Below are 16,164 nucleotides of genomic sequence, written 5' to 3'. Positions count from 1 at the left end.
GGTCGGGGGCAGCGCGGGAGGGACCGCGGGGCAACGCCTCCGCGGCGCCGTCGGCCCGCCTCGTGCCGGTCGGCCCGTCCATGTGCAGATGGTCTCCGTCCGGCCGGTCACGCGGCGCCGGCGTGCGTCAACGGCTCCGCGGCGAGCCCGTCCGGAACCCCGCCCCGGCCCCCGAACGGCTCAGGCCACCGCCAGCCGGTACGTGACCTGCCCGAAGCCGACCTGGTCGCCCTCGCACACCACGACGGCGCCGACGACCCGTCGTCCGTTGACCGTGGTGCCGTTGGTCGAGCCGAGGTCGCGCAGCACCCATGCCCCGCCCCGGCGGCTCAGCTCGGCGTGCACGCGGGAGACGGTCTCGTGGGCGAGTCGCAGGCCGTTGCCGGGGTCGCGGCCTATGCGCAGCGGGTGGTCGTCCGCCGGATGCGGCAGCAGCAGCTTGGGCAGCCGCTCGGCCCGCCAGGCGCGCCGCACCCGTTCGCCGAAGCCCGACACGGCCGCCACCGCCCCCACGGCGCCGAGCACCAGCCGCGAGGCGCGCGACTCGGTGGGCAGGTCGGCGGTGAGGAGGGCCAGTTCGTCGGACCGGCGGGCGGCGAGCGCCAGTTCCATGCGCCGGACGAACGTGTCGTGGGACAGCCGCCCCATGGCGACGCCGTCGCGCAGCGCCTTCAGCGCCTTGTCGCGCTCCGCGTCGGACAGCCGCGCGGGGTGCACCGGGAACTCGAAGGACGACGTCACACCGGTGATTGTCGGTCAGTGAACGCCGGGTGTCCAGAAATCGGGGAATCGGCCGCCACGCGCGCGTACCGGGCGACAGCGGACGCAAAAGGGGGTATTCACAAGCGCATTGATCGTGTGGGAACGACGATGGTCCGGCCGGGCGGCAAGCCGTCCGGCCGTGTCCCGGTGGAGCGACGAAGGGGAACCGTCCGTGCAGTTCGAGGTGTGGGCACCGCAGGCCGAGCGCATGACCCTCCAGTGCGACGGCGTCACGAGCGCGATGGAGCGCGATCCGGCGCGCCCGGGGTGGTGGACCGGGCAGGCGCCGGCCGGCGACGGCAGCCGGTACGGCTTCGCGGTGGACGACGGGCCGGTGCTGCCCGACCCCCGCTCGCGCCGGCAGCCGGACGGCCCGGACGGGCTGAGCGCGGTCGTCGACCACGCCGGGCACGCCTGGCGCGCCGACTGGGCGGGACGTCCGTTGCCGGGGGCGGTCCTCTACGAGCTGCACGTGGGCACGTACACCCGCGAGGGCACCCTGGACGCGGCGGCCGAGCGGCTCGACCACCTCGTGGAACTGGGAGTGACGCACGTCGAGTTGATGCCGCTGTGCCCGTTCCCGGGACGGCACGGCTGGGGGTACGAGGGGGTGTCGCTGTGGGCGGTGCACGAGCCGTACGGCGGCCCCGCGGCCCTCATGCGTTTCGTGGACCGGGCGCACGAGCTGGGGCTCGGCGTGGTGCTGGACGTGGTGCACAACCACCTCGGTCCGTCCGGGAACTACCTGCCCGCGTTCGGCCCGTACTTCACCGACCGGCACCACACCCCCTGGGGCGTCGCCGTCAACCTGGACGCGCCCGGCTCCGACGAGGTGCGGGCGTTCCTGATCGGCAGCGCGCTGGCGTGGCTGCGGGACTACCGGATCGACGGGCTGCGGCTGGACGCGGTGCACGCGCTGGTCGACACGCGCGCCCTGCACTTCCTGGAGGAGCTGTCGGCGGCCGTGGACGAACTCGCCGCCGAGACCGGGCGCCCGCTGTTCCTGGTCGCCGAGTCCGACCTCAACGACCCGCGGCTGATCACCGCCCGCGAGGAGGGCGGCCTCGGGGTGCACGCGCAGTGGAACGACGACCTCCACCACGCCCTGCACACGGCGCTGACCGGCGAGTCCCAGGGCTACTACGCGGACTTCGCGCGCGCCCCGCTGCGGGCGCTCGCCAAGACGCTGACGGGCGGCTTCTTCCACGACGGCACGTACTCCAGCTTCCGGGAGCGCGCGCACGGACGCCCGCTGGACCGCTCGCGGGTGGCCGCGCACCGGCTGCTCGGCTACAGCCAGACCCACGACCAGATCGGCAACCGGGCGCAGGGGGACCGGCTTTCGGCCCTGGTCTCCCCCGGTCTGCTGGCCTGTGCCGCCGCGCTGACGCTGACCGGGCCGTTCACGCCGATGCTGTTCATGGGCGAGGAGTGGGGCGCGGGCACGCCGTGGCAGTTCTTCACCGACCACACCGACCCGGAGCTGGCGGAGGCCGTACGGCGGGGCAGGCGGCGGGAGTTCGCGGCGCACGGCTGGGCGGAGGAGGACGTGCCCGACCCGCAGGACCCGGCGACGCGGGAGCGGTCGTGCCTGGACTGGTCGGAGCCGGAGCGCGAGCCGCACGCGCGCCTGCTGGACTGGTACCGGCGGCTCGTCGCGCTGCGCCGGGAGCAGCCCGACCTGACGGACCCGGACCTCTCGGACATCAAGGTGGCGTACGACGAGGAGGCACGGTGGCTGGCCTTCCGGCGCGGTGACGTGTGCGTGGTCGTGAACTTCGGGCTGTCGGAGGCGGAAGTCCCGCTGGGGGCGCGGCCGGTGGAGGTGCTGGCGGCGTGGGAGCCGGTGGCGGGCCCGGACGGTGACGGGGTGCTGCGGGTGCCCGGCCGGTCGTGCGTGGTGGTGGCGCAGCCGTAGGGGGTCCGGGGGCGCGGGGGCGCGCGCCCCCGCCCTTGCCGGGTGTCACTGCGCGTCGTCGTCCTCGCGCAGCTCCGTGACCCGTTCCAGGAGGATCGGCTCCCAGGCGTTCCGCAGCCTGCGGCGCAGTCGCGGCAGGTCGGCGGGGACCGGGGCTTCCAGGGCCTCGGCCAGGGCGACGACGCTGTCGCAGCGGGCCAGCCACAGGCCGCGCAGGCACGGGCGGGCCGCGTAGCCGGCGAGGGTGGCGGCGCGGACGGCGGCCGGGGAGCCGACGGCCTGGGCGAGGCCCGCGATGTCCTCGGCCGGGTCGCCGAGGACGGCGTCGGCCCAGCCGAGCACGCCGCGCACCCGGCCGTCGGCGCTGACCACGAGGTGCTCGGCGGTGAGCGCGTGATGGACGAGGACGGCCGCGCCGGGCTGGGCGGCGAGCTGGGCCGCGGCCGGCGCGGCGAGCTGCTGGAGCCGCGCCGCGTCGAACTCGTCGGCGGCGGCCAGGCGTTGCGCGGCCCGTCCGGCGGCCCGGCGCAGGGCCTCCAGGGAGCGCGCGGCGACCCGGGGCACGCCGAGCGCCTCGGCCTGCCGGGCGGGGACCTCGCGCAGCCCGGTGAGCAGTCCGGCCAGGTCGGCCTCGCCGAGGGCGGACACGTCGTGCTCGGCCGCCGAGGCCCCGGGGACGCGGGTGTCGAGGGTGTAGCCCAGGCCGGGCGCCCAGTCCCCGTGGGCCACGCTGACCGGCACGGTGACGGGGACGTGCGCGCGGACCAGGTCGCGCAGCCGCAGCTCGCGGCGGCGGCGGACGGCGGCCTCGCGGTCGTGGGCGAGGCGCAGCACATGGCGGGAGCCGACCCACCAGGCGGCGTGGCCGCCGTCGTCCGCGACGGGGCGGACCTCGGGGCCCGCCGAGTCCGCCGCGCCCTCCTTGAGCAGGGAGCGGACCAGTCGGCGGACGGTCTCCGCGGTGGGTGTCGGTGCCTGGGTCATGATCGGATCGTCGTCACTCGGGTCTTAGTGGTGCGGCGGGGCTGCCGCGGGCCTCCTGGCGTCCGGGTTCCCTACTCCACTATGACCATCTCGCGCGTGGTGTCGTTCAGCCTCCGGCCGCCGTCCTCGGTGACGGTCACGATGTCCTCGATGCGCACCCCGAACCGGCCGGGCAGATAGACGCCGGGCTCGACGGAGAAGCACATGCCGGGCACCAGAGGCCGCTCCTCGCCCTCGATCATGTACGGCGGCTCGTGCGTGGTCACGCCGATGCCGTGCCCGGTGCGGTGGATGAAGAACTCCCCGTAACCGGCCGCCGTGATGACCGCGCGGGCGGCCCGGTCGACGTCCTGGCAGGCAGCGCCCGGCCGCACCGCCCGGAAGCCGGCCTCCTGGGCCTCGCGCACCAGGTCGTGCACCCGCCGCTCCTCGTCGGTCGGCGGGCCGACGTGGACGGTGCGGGAGGTGTCGGAGCCGTAGCCGTCCTTCAGGCCGCCGAAGTCGAGGACGACCATGTCGCCGCGTTCGATGACCCGCTCGTCGGCCTCGTGGTGCGGGTCGGCGCCGTTCGGGCCGGAGGCGACGATGGTGAAGTCGACCTGGGAGTGGCCGAAGCGGCGCAGCAGCCGGGCCAGGTCGTGGGCGACGTCGGCCTCGCGGCGGCCGGAGAAGCGGACGCCGCGGATCTCCTCGAAGGCCGCGTCGGCCGCCGCGCCCGCCGCCGCCATCAGCTCCAGCTCGGCGGCGTCCTTGACCGCGCGCAGCATCGGCAGGGCGTCGGTGAGGGCCGCGTAGGACGAGCCGGGCAGCGCCCGCTGGAGGCCGAGCAGATGCAGGGCCCAGGTGTTGTCGCTGATCCCGAACCGGCCGCCCGCGTCGAGCAGGCCGGCGGTGGCGGCGTAGGGGTCCTTGCCGTCGGTCCAGTCGCGCAGGGTCAGCGCGGGCCCGCCGGCGGCCCGGGCGGCGTCGGGGGCCTCCAGGGCGGGCACCACGAGGACGGGGTCCCGGCCGGGGGCGAGGACCAGCAGGGTGAGCCGTTCGGTGACCGCGGTGGGGGCGTAGCCGGTGAGCCACACCAGGTCCGGGCCCGGCGCGACCAGCAGGCCGGCGAGTCCGGCGTCGGCGGCGGCCCGTGCGGCGCGGTCCATGCGCGCCCGGTAGTCGTCGACGGTGAAGGGCGCGGCCGTGCTGCCGCTCATCCGGGGCCTCCTCGAACCGGTACGGGAACCACGGGCAGCATCCTGCCCGTCCCGCGGGGCCCGCGCGAGCCGATTCACCGCAGATGCCCGGGCCTTGCGCCGAAGATGCCGGAGCGCTCGCAGGCCCCGTGAGGCACGCGGGCGCGCGGGCCCGCGTGCCCCACGCAGTGCACACGGGTCCGCGGTGTCACGCGGTCAGCGGGGTGGCACGCGGGGGTGCGGTGGCACGCGGGGGTGCGGGTGGCACGGGACCCGCGGTTCTCGGGTGACGACGCCGGGGGTGATCGTCACCTGCCGGTGGTCGCCGTCCGCCCGGCGCACGGTGACGGTGATCCGCTCCCCCGGCCGGACAGCGTCGAGCGCGCGGACGAGGCCGGCCGCGGAATCGACCGGCGCACCGGCGCAGGACAGGAGTACGTCGCCGCGCCCGAGCCCGGCCGCCGAGCCGGGGCCGGGCACATGCACGGCGACGACCAGGGCGCCGTACTTCTCGGCGTCGGTGACCTCGACGCCGAGGGTCGCCCGGGTCGGCACGGCGGTGGCGGACGGGGCGGCGGCCGGCCGCACCGGCGCCGCACGACCCGCCTGCTCCGCCCGCTCCGCCGGCCCGGGCTGCACCTCCTGCCCTGCCCGTTCCGCCGGGGCCTGTAGCCGCTCCAGCTCCGCGACCTTGCTCATGCCGATCACCGTCGCGCCCACCGTGCCGAGGCCGACGCCCGCCAGCACCAGCGCGACGCCGGCCAGCAGGCCGAGCAGGAGCGTGACGACCCGGCGGCCCCGCCCGGGCCCCGAGTGCGGGCGCGGACCCGGGTCCGTCCTCCGGGCGACGGGGCCGACGCGATCGCCGGTGTCGCCGCGGTCGGCGTCCGGGTCGCCGCCGGGCAGGGGCTTGGGTCGCAGCGCAGTGTGTTCCATGGTTCGTTCGCCTCCGGCTGGGTGCATACCCGGCGCACCGGCCGCCGACCTGCCACGAACGAGTGAGACTGACCGGGCGGACCGGAGATGATCACACCGGCGCGCGTCTCACGCCCGTACCTGGATCAGGGCGTGCGTCCCCGCGGTCCGCCAGCTCTGTCCCTCGGCGGCGGTCAGCGCGGCCTCCGTGTCCGGGTCGAGGCCGCAGACCACGTCGGACTTCAGCGTGCGCAGGGCGGCGACCGGGCCGGGGAAGTACGCGGTCGGGCCGGCGAAGGGTGTGGTCGGGGGCCGGCTCCGGTCGCCCACCAGGCGCCGGTAGTTGAGGTCGCCCTTGACCACGGTGAGGCCGGCGGCGGCGAACTCCGCGCGAAGGTCGGCGGGCATCTCGGCGTAGGGCAGCGGGGCGCAGGAGAAGGGGTGGGCGCGCAGGGCGAGCCGGCCGTCGGTCATCGCCTCCCACAGGCGGCGTCCGTACGTTCCGGCGGCGCCGGGGTGGGCGATGAGGCGGCGCAGGGCGTCGAGGACGTCGGCCGGGGTGGCGTCGGAGACGTAGTACGGGTGCGGTTTGACGTGCAGCACCGCGCGGGCGACGCGGCCCTCGGCGAGGAGGTGGCCGATGAGCAGCAGGTCGGGGACGAGTTCGCGGCCGGAGTTGTCGGCGACCAGGCAGAGGGTGGCGCCGGGGCGCAGGAGCGTCCACAGGGCCTCGCCGTCGTCGGCGACCAGGCGGGGCGCGGCGGTCCCCTCGTCGGCTGCGGCTTCGGTGGCGGCCACGGTTTCGGCTTCGGCGGAGAGGCGGAAGCTCAGGTCGGCGCGGTTGCCCCAGAGGGAGCCGTGCAGCAGCGCCCGGTCCCACTCGTCGGACGGGCGGTCCGCCAGGGCGTCGAGCGCGTCGAGTTCCTCGTCGGTCGCCGGGTCGTGGAGTTCGGCGAGTTTGACGGGGCGGAAGGGATCGACGCCGTGCCAGGGCCCGTCCGGGTCGAAGTGGCCCACGGCGTCCAGCAGCCGGCGGTAGAAGTAACTCTCGGACCAGAGCCAGGGGACGTCGTACCAGGACTGCCCGGTGTACGCGTCGAGCCCCCAGGCCGCCCAGCGGTCCCGGTCGGGTGCGCCGTCGGGCAGCGGCTCGATCACGCCGTGCAGACAGCTGTCCCGCAGCGCGTCGAGGGCGCGGCGGCGGTCGGGATCGAACGGGAAGGACTCCCGCACCTGCCGGATGATCGCGGGATGGCGTTCGGCGAGCACCCCGTGCGCGAAGGAGCCGGGTTCGTTGCCGCGGAGCACGGGCGCGGGCGCGAGGTCGGGCATGCCGCTCACCGTATCGCGCCGCCCGGCCTCCCTCCGGCGCGCGCGCTGCCCTGCATCTCCCCCGTCCTGATCTCCCGTTCGAGCTGCGCGGCGAGCCCCAGATAGCGCGGGCGACGGGTCACCGGGACCAGACCCCGGATGATCACGTACCACATCTCGGACATCCGGCGGGGCAGTCGCACGACCGGTTCGAGGGTGCGGCCGGTGACGCGGACGCCGACGAAGAAGCTCACCAGGGAGTGCGCGACGGCCTCGACGTCGACGTCCGCGTGGATGTCGCACTCGCGGACCGCGGCGAGGAGCTTGCGGGTGGCGATGTCCAGCCACTCGGTGAAGGGGTGCGGCATCGGCGGGCGGATGCCCACGCCTCCGGTGGCGAGGCGCAGTCCGGCACGGGCGACCGGGCCCTCGACGGCGAGCCGGGCCAGCCCGAAGGTGATGCGCATCAGCGCCTCCAGGGAGGTACAGTCACGGTCCTCCACCTCACGGGCCAGTCTCCGGGCGGCCTGCGACTGGATTTCCATGATGGCGTGCGCCAGGTCCTCCTTCGCCGCGAAGTGGAAGTAGAGGGCGCCCTTGGTGACTTGGGCGTGCTCGACGATGTCGCTCAGGCTGGTCGACTCGTAGCCGTGACGGTCGAACAGGTCAGCGGCGGCCGTGATGATCGTCGCGCGGGTCTGCTCTGCTCGTAACTGCCTCGCCATCGGCTGGACTCACTCCCGGGCCTAAAAACGGGTTATGCCGTTTGTTCTTACCCCAGGCACACGATAGCTCACTCTGTGACGAGGCCCACCAACCGTGCAAGGACCTTCGCCGCGCCCGGAGTTCGAGGTGCGTCAACAGTACGCCGAACAGGACGAACCGGCACCGGCGGGGTCGCCCGGCGCACGGAGCGGAGTGGGGGCGTGACGGAGAGACGGGGGCGGATCGGGCACCGGACAAAACCGCGCGGGCGGTATCGACTGCGTTCGACTGTCCGCGCGGTGCGGTCCCCGTGGGTCCTGGAGGTTTCCCGTTTTTCCCGGTACGACGAAAGGCGGGCCGGCCGGCGCCCATCCGCACCGGCCGGCCCGCCCGTTGAGGCGACGCCCTTGAATCACGTCGGAAGATGCCCGTGGTTCACGGGCTCGGGGTTCAGAACGTCAGGCTCCAGCTGTTGACCGTGCCCGAGTCCTGTGCGGCGACGTCCTGGACGCGCAGCTTCCAGGTGCCGTTGGCCGCCTCGGTCGAGGCGTTCACCGTGTAGGTGGTGTTGACGTTGTCCGCGGAGTCCGAGGAACTGGAGGACTTCAGGCGGTAGGCGGTGCCGTCCGGCGCGATGAGGTCGAGGACCAGGTCGCCGCGGTAGGTGTGGGTGATGTTCACCGCCACCTGGAGGGCGGAGGGCGCGTTGCCGGTGCGGCCGGTGACGGAGATCGGTGACTCGACGGCCGAGCCCGCGTCCGGGATGGCCACGGCGGAGGTGCTGGAGAAGGTCGAGCCGGTCGGCGTGGTGCCGGTCACCGCCTTGACCGTCTTGGTGGCGTCGGCCAGGCCCGCGCCGCAGCCGCCGGAGCAGGCGCCGGGCAGCGGACGGGCGTTGGCCTTGATCGCCGACTCGATCTGGGCCGGGGTCAGCGTGGACTTGGCCGACTTCATCAGCGCGGCGAGGCCCGCGATGTGCGGGGCGGCCATGCTGGTGCCCTGGTAGAAGGCGTACGACTCGGTGGACGGCGTCCTCGTGCCGGAGTTCAGCGTGGAGTAGATGCCGTTGGCGGTGCCGGTGCTGGTCTGGCCGCCGGGTGCCGAGATGTCGATCAGGGAGCCGTAGTTGGAGTAGGACGCCTTGGCGCCGGTGCGGCTGGTGGCGGCGACCGAGATGACGTTGTTGCAGTTGCCCGGCGAGTGGCCCGACACGTTGGCGTTGGAGTTGCCGGCGGCCACGACGACGGTGGTGCCGCGGTTCACGGCCGCGTTGATGGCGCTCTGCGTGGCGCTGGTGCAGGCCCCGCTGCCGCCGAGGCTCATGTTGATGACCTTGGCGACGTTGGTGTTGGCGGGCACGCCCGAGACGGTGCCGCCGGACGCCCAGGTGATGGCGTCGATGATGTCGGAGTCGTAGCCGCCGCACTTGCCGAGCACGCGCACCGGGGAGATCTTGGCGCCGTGGGCGACGCCCGCCATGCCCTTGGCGTTGTCGGTGACGGCGGCGATGGTGCCGGCGACGTGGGTGCCGTGCCAGGAGGAGTTGCTGCCGGAGGCCTGCCCGCACTCGCCGGCGGCGTACCAGTCGCCCGGGTCGGCCGGGTTGCTGTCGCGGCCGTTGCCGTCGACGGCGACGGCGGTGTCGGAGATGAAGTCGTAGCCGCCGACGACGTTCGCGGCGAGGTCGGAGTGGGCGACGTAGCCGGTGTCGATGACGGCGACGGTGACGCCGGCGCCGGTGGAGGTGGTCCAGGCGCCCGGCACGTTCATGCCCGCGGTGGCCTCGAACAGGTCCCACTGCTTGGCGTAGTCGGTGTCGTTGGGGTCGGCCTGCGGCGTGTTCAGGCGGTCCGGGACGACGTAGGCGACCTGCGGGTCGGCCTCGTAGGCGGCGACGACGTCGGCGACGTCCGCGCGGGTGGGGTCCGCGCCCAGGTCGACGAGGGCGGCGCCGGTGCCCAGGCGGCGCTGGAAGTCGACGTCCTCGCCGGCCTTCGCGCCCTTGGCACGGGCGTCCGCCTCGGCGGCCTTGTTCGACTTCGCCTCGCTCGCGCCGGACTTGTAGCCGACGATGAGGCGCTCGGCCGGGGCGCCGGGGGCGGCCTCGGTCCGCGCCGCGGGGACGGCGGCCGGGGAGTCCTGAGCGGCGGGCTCCTGGGCCACGGCGACCGTGGCGCCGGCGGCCGTGAACAGCGCCGCGGAGAGCGCGGCGACGGATATCAGCTTGCGTCTGACGGCTGGGGAGGTTCGCAAGGTATTGCCTTTCGTGGCCGTACTCCGGACAGCACGGAGCGGCGGTCGGTGCGCTTCGGCGTCGAAGCGGAGGGGGGTTCATGCGAAAAGCGCTGCGGCCGGCCTGGCGTGAACACCGACCCGGGAAGGGGTTACCTGTGGGTCGGCTGTGCAGGAACGATAGGCAACCGGAACCTCGTGCGATACAGGGGAAACCCTCGGAGCGGCCGGAAACCCACCCTCGAACCGGCGGCAGGACCGGGGGGTTGCCTGGGCGGGTTACAACTGCGCGAGCCTCGGCAGCAGTTCGCCCGCCCGCGCCACGTCGGCCGTCAGCGGGCGGTCCTCCGTGCCGGGCGGCAGATCCGCGGCGGCCGTGTCGTAGGCGGGGATCGGCGGGGGTGCCGGGTGCAGCCGCAGCGCCCGGACGGCGGCGACGAGTTCGCAGGCCAGGACGGTGGTGTAGGCCTCGGCGGCGCGCAGGGCCTGGCGGGCGGCCTGGGAGGCGAAGCTGGCGGCCTCCTCCAGGCCGTGGGAGAGCACGGCGTGGCCGGCCGAGGCGGGCGCGGCGGCCTGGGAACGCAGCTCCGCGAGCGCGGAGTTGGCGGTGTACTCCAGGATCATGGCGCCCGAGCTGCCGGCGGGGCCGGTGGCGAGGAAGGCGGGCAGGCCGGTGAGATCCGGCCGCAGCAGGGCGGCGAGACGGGCCGCGGACAGCCGGGCGGTGCCCAGCAGGGCGAGGGCGCAGCCGTCCAGGGCGAGGGCGAGGGGGGCGGCGTAAAAGCCGCCGTGGTGGTGGGCCGCGGCGCTTCCGGTATCGATCAGCGGGTTCTCCGACGGGCTGTTCAGCTCGGCCTCGACGGTCCGGCGCAGGTGCGCGGCGGCGTCGAGGGCGCAGCCGTGAGCCTGCGGGAAGGCGCGGAAGCCGTACGGGTCCTGGACGCGCCGTCCGCCCCCGTCGTGCGGCCGGTCGGGCAGCCCGAGGACGCGGCGGACCTCGGCGGCGGCGTGGGCGGCGCCGGGGTGGGGGCGCAGGGCGTGCAGGGGGGCGGCGTAGGCCTCGGGCGAGCCGGACACGGCGGCGAGGGAGAGGGCGGCGACGACGTGCGTGGCGCGCAGCAGCACGTCGAGCCGGTGGCAGCCGAGGCCGGCCTGGCCGAGGGTGAGGGCGTTGCTGCTCAGCAGGGCGAGGGCGTCGCCGGGGCGCAGGGTGACGGGGGCGGGCAGGCGGCCGGGGGGTTCGGCGGCCGGCGTCGTGGGGTCGTCCGTCGCCCAGGCGCGTTCCCCGATGAGGGTGAGGCCCGTCTCCGCGAGCGCGGTCAGGTCGCCGGTGCCCAGGCCGCCGTACTCGTGCACGACCGGGTGGACGCCCAGGCGCAGCGCCTCGGTGAGGGCGTGGACGAAGTCGGGGTGGATGCCGGAGCCGCCGGCGAGGAGCTGGTTGGCGCGGACGGCGAGCATCGCGCGGATCTGGCGGGCGGGCAGGGGCCGGCCGGCGCCGCCCGCGTGGCTGCGCAGCAGGCGCAGCCCGTGGCCGGTCTCGTCGGCGGCGTCGACGGCGACGGAGCGCTGCGCGCCGACGCCGGTGCCGCGGCCGTAGAGCCGGCCGGTGGCGGCGAGGCGCTGGGCGGTGCGCCAGGCGTGCCCCGCGCGCTCCAGGGCGGCGCGGGGCACGTCGGGTGTGGCGGCGCCGTCGGCGAGGCGGACCAGGCCGGCAACGGTGAGTCCGGTGCCGTCGAGGGTGACGCGGGTGGTCCCGGTGGGCCGGGGCGGCACCCGTGTCGGATCGTCGGCTGCGGTGCTCACGGCGTGAGGGGACGGGGCGTCAGGACAGGCCGACCGACTTCAGCCAGGCCTTGGCGACGTCGAGCGGGTCCTTGTTCTCCAGCTGCACCTGGGAGTCCAGGTCGAGCAGTGTCTTGGTGTCCAGCTTGGCGGAGACCGCGTTGAGGGCGTCGACGCCCTCCTGGGGCAGGTCGCTCTTGTGGACCAGCGGGGTCACGTTGGCGAAGCCGAAGAGGTTCTTCGGGTCCTGGAGGACGACGAACCCTTCCTTGGTGATGGTGGGGTCGGTGGTGAAGATGTCCGCGGCCTGGACGGTGTTCTTGGTCAGCGCCGCCTGGGTGAGCGGGCCGCCGGCGTCGAGGGCCTTGAACGACTTGAACTTCAGGCCGTATTCCTTCTCCAGCCCGACCAGGCCCTGGTGGCGGGTCTGGAACTCGGGGGAGCCGCCGATGACCATCTCGGGGGCGATGTCCTTGAGGTCCGCGAGGGTGGACTCGGCGGACAGACCGTACTTCTCGGCCGTCTCGGCGTTGACGGAGACGGAGTCCTTGTCCTCGGCGGGCGCGGACTCCAGCAGCGTCAGCTTGGCGTCGAGCTTGGCCTTGACGGCGGCGTTGACCGCCTCGACCGACTTCTGCTCGGCGTCGGGCTCGAGGTAGGCCAGGAGCGAGCCGTTGTACTCGGGCAGGACGGTCACGGAGCCGTTCTTGAGCAGGCCGTAGGTGGTCTCGCGGCTGCCGATGTTGGGCTTGTAGGTGACCTTGATGCCCTTGGCCTTCAGGGCCTCGCCGTAGATGTCGGCGAGCAGGATGCTCTCGCTGAAGTTGTTGGAGCCGACGACGACGGTGCCGCCGTCCGCCTTGCCGCCCTCCGCGAGCGGGTTGTCGGAGTCGTCGTCGGACGAACCGCACCCCGTGACGACCAGCGCCGCCGTGACGGCGAGGGCGGCGGCGGCCACGCGGTGGTGTCTCGTGCTGAACCAGCTGCTCTTCACGGTAGAAGTCACAATTCCCGTTCCGGGCTCGGGTGTCGAGGAAGCTTGCGGGGCAATGGCCGGGACGCGCGGGTGCGGTGCGCGCAGGCGCCGACGTACGCGGGACGCACACATCGATCACATCGCACCCACTGATCCAATCCAGCGGCTTCTCGGTCAGTCAAGAGAACCCAGGTCACCAATTGGCTTCGATACGTGACTGGTTGTGAAGGGAAATTGAACGAACCCGCGCCCAAGCGGCGCGGGTTGTAACGGATTCTTGACGTGGGACCGCGCGGTCCGGCCGCACCGGAAGAGATAGTCTCCCCCGGAGTCGCTCTCCGGTCACAGCGGTGACATCGACCATCACCGCCGGCGAGAGAAGCTACGACACCCCATGAATGGAGGCCTGGTGTCCGGGAACGAGCACGCCCCGCCGGCGCCGCCGCCGGACAGCGGGCGCACCCGGGGTTTCGCGGACCGCTGGCCGTTCCGCCGCAAGCTCAACGTCCTGGTGGGCGTGCCGCTCGCCGGCCTCGGGCTGCTGCTCACCTATCTCATCGCCGACCAGGTGCAGGCGGCCCGCGACGCGGCGTCGGCCGCCCGGCTGGTGCGCGACAGCGCCCAGGTCGCCGAGTTGGTGGACCGGGTGGAGACCGAGCACCAGGAAGCCATCCTGCTGTCCGTGCGCTACGAGGCCGGCGGCAGCGGCGCCACGCCCGCGCTGACCGACTACCGCAAGGCGCAGAAGGCGGTCGACGAGCAGGTCGAGCGGGTGCGCGAGGCGTTCGGCGACGACCTGCCCGCTACCGAGGCGCAGGCGCTGCGGGAGATCAACGGCCTGGGCAGCCTGCGGCTGACCGTCGAGCAGGGCTATCTGCCCGCCGACAACATCGACCCGGCCTACACCAACGCCGCCAAGAGCGTGATCGCCGGCCTGGGCCTGGACACCGACCCCGTGCTCGCCGGCACCTACACGGGCAACCTGCTGGACTCCCTGCTGCGCGCGAGCGCCGCCCACAGCGCCTTCGAGACCAGCGTGTTCTCCGCGACGACCGGGGACTCCAACGCGCTCATCGAGTTCATCGGCGCCGTCGGCTCCCGAGAGCTCTACGAGCATCAGGCGGAACGATTCAGCCGGTTCGCCACCGAGGCCCAGGCGAAGGAGCTGCGGGGGATCGAGTACAGCTCCTTCCAGGCGACCATCCTGCGCCAGTACGCGGAACTGCAGATCGACCCGAGCGCCCTGCAGGCCGGCACCCCGGAGGAGATCCGGGAGCGGTTCACCGCCGCCATCGCCCTGCACCCCACCTACCGGGCGCAGGCCGGGGAACGGTTGGAGATCACTTCCTCGCTCATCGACCAGATCGCCGACCGCGCCGACGACGCCTCCGCCGACGCCTGGTGGAACGCGGCCTGGCTGCTCGCTCTCGCGCTGGCCGGCTTCCTGCTCTGGGGCGCCTTCTCGGTGGCGGTACGGCGCTCCGTGGTGCGGCCGGTGCAGGCGCTGACCGGCGCCGCCCGGCAGGTCGCCGAGGTCGCCGAGCGCGAGCTGGCCCGGGTCGCCGACGACGACGCCGAGGACGACGCCCCGCCGCGGCTGCGGGAGATGCCGGTCACCGCGCGGGACGAGATCGGCGATCTGGCCGAGGCGTTCAACCACGTGCAGACCACGGCCGCCGCGCTGCTGGAGCGCCAGGTGCTCAGCCGCCGCAACGTCGCCGAGATGTTCGGCAACGTCGGCCGCCGCGTCAGCAACCTGACGACCCGTCAGCTCGCGTTGATCGACGCCGTGGAGCGCGGCGAGACCGACCCCGCGCTGCTGGAACGGCTCTACTCCATCGACCACATCGCGGTCCGCCTGCGCCGCAACGCCGACAGCCTGATGCTGCTGGCCGGCATCCGCGAGACCGTGCTGGACGGCGGTCCCACCGCGCTCACCAACGTGGTGCGGGCCGCGCTCGGCCAGATCGAGGGCTATCAGCGGGTCCAGCTGCACGCGGGCACCGAGATCATGGTCGAGCCGGACATCGTCGGCGACCTCACGCTGATGGTGGCCGAGCTCCTGGAGAACGCCGTGTCGTTCTCGCCCGAGGGCAGCCCCGTCGAGGTGACGGTGCGCTCCGGCGGCGACGGCGCGACGATCACCGTGGCCGACCACGGCCTCGGCATGAGCGCCGAGCGGCTGGCCGAGGAGAACGCCCGGCTGATCCGCCGCGAGCGCCTGGACCTGGTGCCGACGAAGGTGCTCGGCCTGTTCGTGGTGGGCAACCTGGCCCGCCGCTGGGACATCGGCGTCACCCTCTCCCGTACGCCCGGCGGCGGTGTGACGGCCGAGGTGGCCATCCCGTCGACGCTGCTGCTGACGATGAGCCCGGTCGGCCCGGCCGGCTCCGCGAGGACCGCGCCCACGATCGCCGCGGCCCCGGCCCGTTCGGTGCCGGCGGCCCCGACCCGCCCCGCGCTCCCTGTGGGCACGGCACGGAAGACGGACGCCCCGCCCTCCGACCGTGACGGGTCCGCGGACGGCGACCGGCCCGACGAGGCGCGCCCCCTGCCACGCCGGGTCCCCCGCCGGGACCCCGCAGGCGGCGAGGACAAGCCGCTGATCCCGCGCGCCCGCACCGAGCCGGACGCGGGCGGTCCGCGCCCGCTGCGCCGCCGGGTGCGCGGCGCGACCCTCCGCGACACGGCCACGGAGGCCGACCGGCACGCCGCGCGCCCGGCCGCGCCGCCCGCCGACGCGGAGGCGGTGCGCAGCGCACTGGAGGAGTTCGAGGCGGCCGTGGAGCGCGCCCACCGCGACAGCGTCGCCCCGGACGCCCCGCAGAATTCGGACGGCGCCGGCAAGGAGCCGCACGACCAGAACCACCTCCCGGAAGGAGCGGAGCAGTGAGCACGTCGACAGGTGGTACCCCGACGGGAGACGCCACGCCGGACGAACTGCGGGCCGCCGCAGCCGACTTCACCTGGCTGCTCAACCGTTTCGCGACCGAGACCGCGGGTGTCGTCGACGCCATCGCGGTGTCCTCCGACGGCCTGCTGATCGCCGTCGCGCAACTGCGGGAGCGCGCCCACTCGGAGCGGCTGGCCGCGATCGTCTCCGGCCTGACCAGCCTGGCCGCCGGTGCGTCCGGCAACTACGGCCTGGGCGCCCTCAACAAGGTCATCATCGATCTGGAGGGCGGCCATGTGCTGGTCTCCGCGATCGGCAGCGGGGCGGTGCTGGGCGTGGTCGCCGACAAGGAGGCCAAGCTCGGCAACATCGCGTACGAGATGACGCTGTTCGCCAACCGCGCGGGCGCGGCGCTCAGCCCGCAGCTCGTGCTGGAGCTGAAGAACAACGTCGGCGTCCCGTCGACGGGCTGACCGGTCGCGGCCCGGTCGAGAGAGGGAGAGAC

At 74.3% G+C, this 16,164-nt stretch carries 12 protein-coding genes; 3 read left to right on the top strand and 9 right to left on the bottom strand.

Annotated features, from left to right (window positions below):
* Nucleotides 1–180: 180 nt before the first annotated feature.
* Nucleotides 181–741 (bottom strand): DUF1707 and FHA domain-containing protein, encoded by a 561-nt coding sequence (locus ABZY13_RS20225; RefSeq protein ID WP_356632568.1) that lies wholly within the window; start codon nucleotides 739–741, stop codon nucleotides 181–183.
* Between the two features lie 193 nt (nucleotides 742–934).
* Between ABZY13_RS20225 and treZ the strand changes: the two genes are divergently transcribed.
* Complete coding sequence (gene treZ, locus ABZY13_RS20220) at nucleotides 935–2,680, top strand: malto-oligosyltrehalose trehalohydrolase (protein WP_356632566.1); 1,746 nt, start codon at nucleotides 935–937, stop codon at nucleotides 2,678–2,680.
* A 45-nt stretch (nucleotides 2,681–2,725) separates the two neighbouring features.
* On the opposite strand, the gene ABZY13_RS20215 is transcribed toward treZ, so the two are convergent.
* From ABZY13_RS20215 to ABZY13_RS20180, 8 genes are all read right to left on the bottom strand, one after another.
* Nucleotides 2,726–3,664 carry an aminoglycoside phosphotransferase family protein gene (locus tag ABZY13_RS20215; protein WP_356632564.1) on the bottom strand — a complete coding sequence of 313 codons (939 nt, stop codon included), beginning with the start codon at nucleotides 3,662–3,664 and terminating at the stop codon, nucleotides 2,726–2,728.
* 71 nt (nucleotides 3,665–3,735) lie between these two features.
* Entirely contained in the window at nucleotides 3,736–4,863 is a 1,128-nt protein-coding gene (locus tag ABZY13_RS20210; RefSeq protein ID WP_356632562.1) for an aminopeptidase P family protein, read from the bottom strand.
* Nucleotides 4,864–5,058: 195 nt separating this feature from the next.
* On the bottom strand, nucleotides 5,059–5,778 hold the full coding sequence (locus ABZY13_RS20205) for a PDZ domain-containing protein (protein ID WP_356632560.1): 720 nt from the start codon (nucleotides 5,776–5,778) through the stop codon (nucleotides 5,059–5,061).
* Between the two features lie 108 nt (nucleotides 5,779–5,886).
* The gene (locus tag ABZY13_RS20200) at nucleotides 5,887–7,089 is read right to left on the bottom strand and encodes a damage-control phosphatase ARMT1 family protein (RefSeq protein WP_356632558.1); all 1,203 of its coding nucleotides are present in this window, start codon (nucleotides 7,087–7,089) and stop codon (nucleotides 5,887–5,889) included.
* Between the two features lie 5 nt (nucleotides 7,090–7,094).
* Nucleotides 7,095–7,793 (bottom strand): ScbR family autoregulator-binding transcription factor, encoded by a 699-nt coding sequence (locus tag ABZY13_RS20195; RefSeq protein WP_356632556.1) that lies wholly within the window; start codon nucleotides 7,791–7,793, stop codon nucleotides 7,095–7,097.
* 430 nt (nucleotides 7,794–8,223) lie between these two features.
* Nucleotides 8,224–10,026: a S8 family serine peptidase gene (locus ABZY13_RS20190; RefSeq protein WP_356632554.1), complete on the bottom strand. Its 1,803-nt coding sequence runs from the start codon at nucleotides 10,024–10,026 to the stop codon at nucleotides 8,224–8,226.
* A 258-nt stretch (nucleotides 10,027–10,284) separates the two neighbouring features.
* Nucleotides 10,285–11,811, bottom strand: a complete 1,527-nt coding sequence (locus ABZY13_RS20185; protein ID WP_356632552.1) for an aromatic amino acid lyase — start codon at nucleotides 11,809–11,811, stop codon at nucleotides 10,285–10,287.
* 19 nt (nucleotides 11,812–11,830) lie between these two features.
* Nucleotides 11,831–12,796 (bottom strand): ABC transporter substrate-binding protein, encoded by a 966-nt coding sequence (locus tag ABZY13_RS20180; RefSeq protein WP_356632550.1) that lies wholly within the window; start codon nucleotides 12,794–12,796, stop codon nucleotides 11,831–11,833.
* Nucleotides 12,797–13,175: 379 nt separating this feature from the next.
* Between ABZY13_RS20180 and ABZY13_RS20175 the strand changes: the two genes are divergently transcribed.
* On the top strand, nucleotides 13,176–15,659 hold the full coding sequence (locus ABZY13_RS20175) for an ATP-binding protein (protein ID WP_356632548.1): 2,484 nt from the start codon (nucleotides 13,176–13,178) through the stop codon (nucleotides 15,657–15,659).
* Nucleotides 15,656–16,132, top strand: a complete 477-nt coding sequence (locus ABZY13_RS20170) for a roadblock/LC7 domain-containing protein (RefSeq protein ID WP_356632546.1) — start codon at nucleotides 15,656–15,658, stop codon at nucleotides 16,130–16,132. The genes ABZY13_RS20175 and ABZY13_RS20170 overlap by 4 nt, the downstream gene beginning before the upstream one ends.
* The last annotated feature ends 32 nt before the right edge of the window (nucleotides 16,133–16,164 follow it).

This window comes from Streptomyces sp. NPDC006610, from assembly GCF_040611575.1.
Lineage (GTDB): Bacteria > Actinomycetota > Actinomycetes > Streptomycetales > Streptomycetaceae > Streptomyces.
This window is presented reverse-complemented; position numbering and strand designations above follow the sequence as displayed.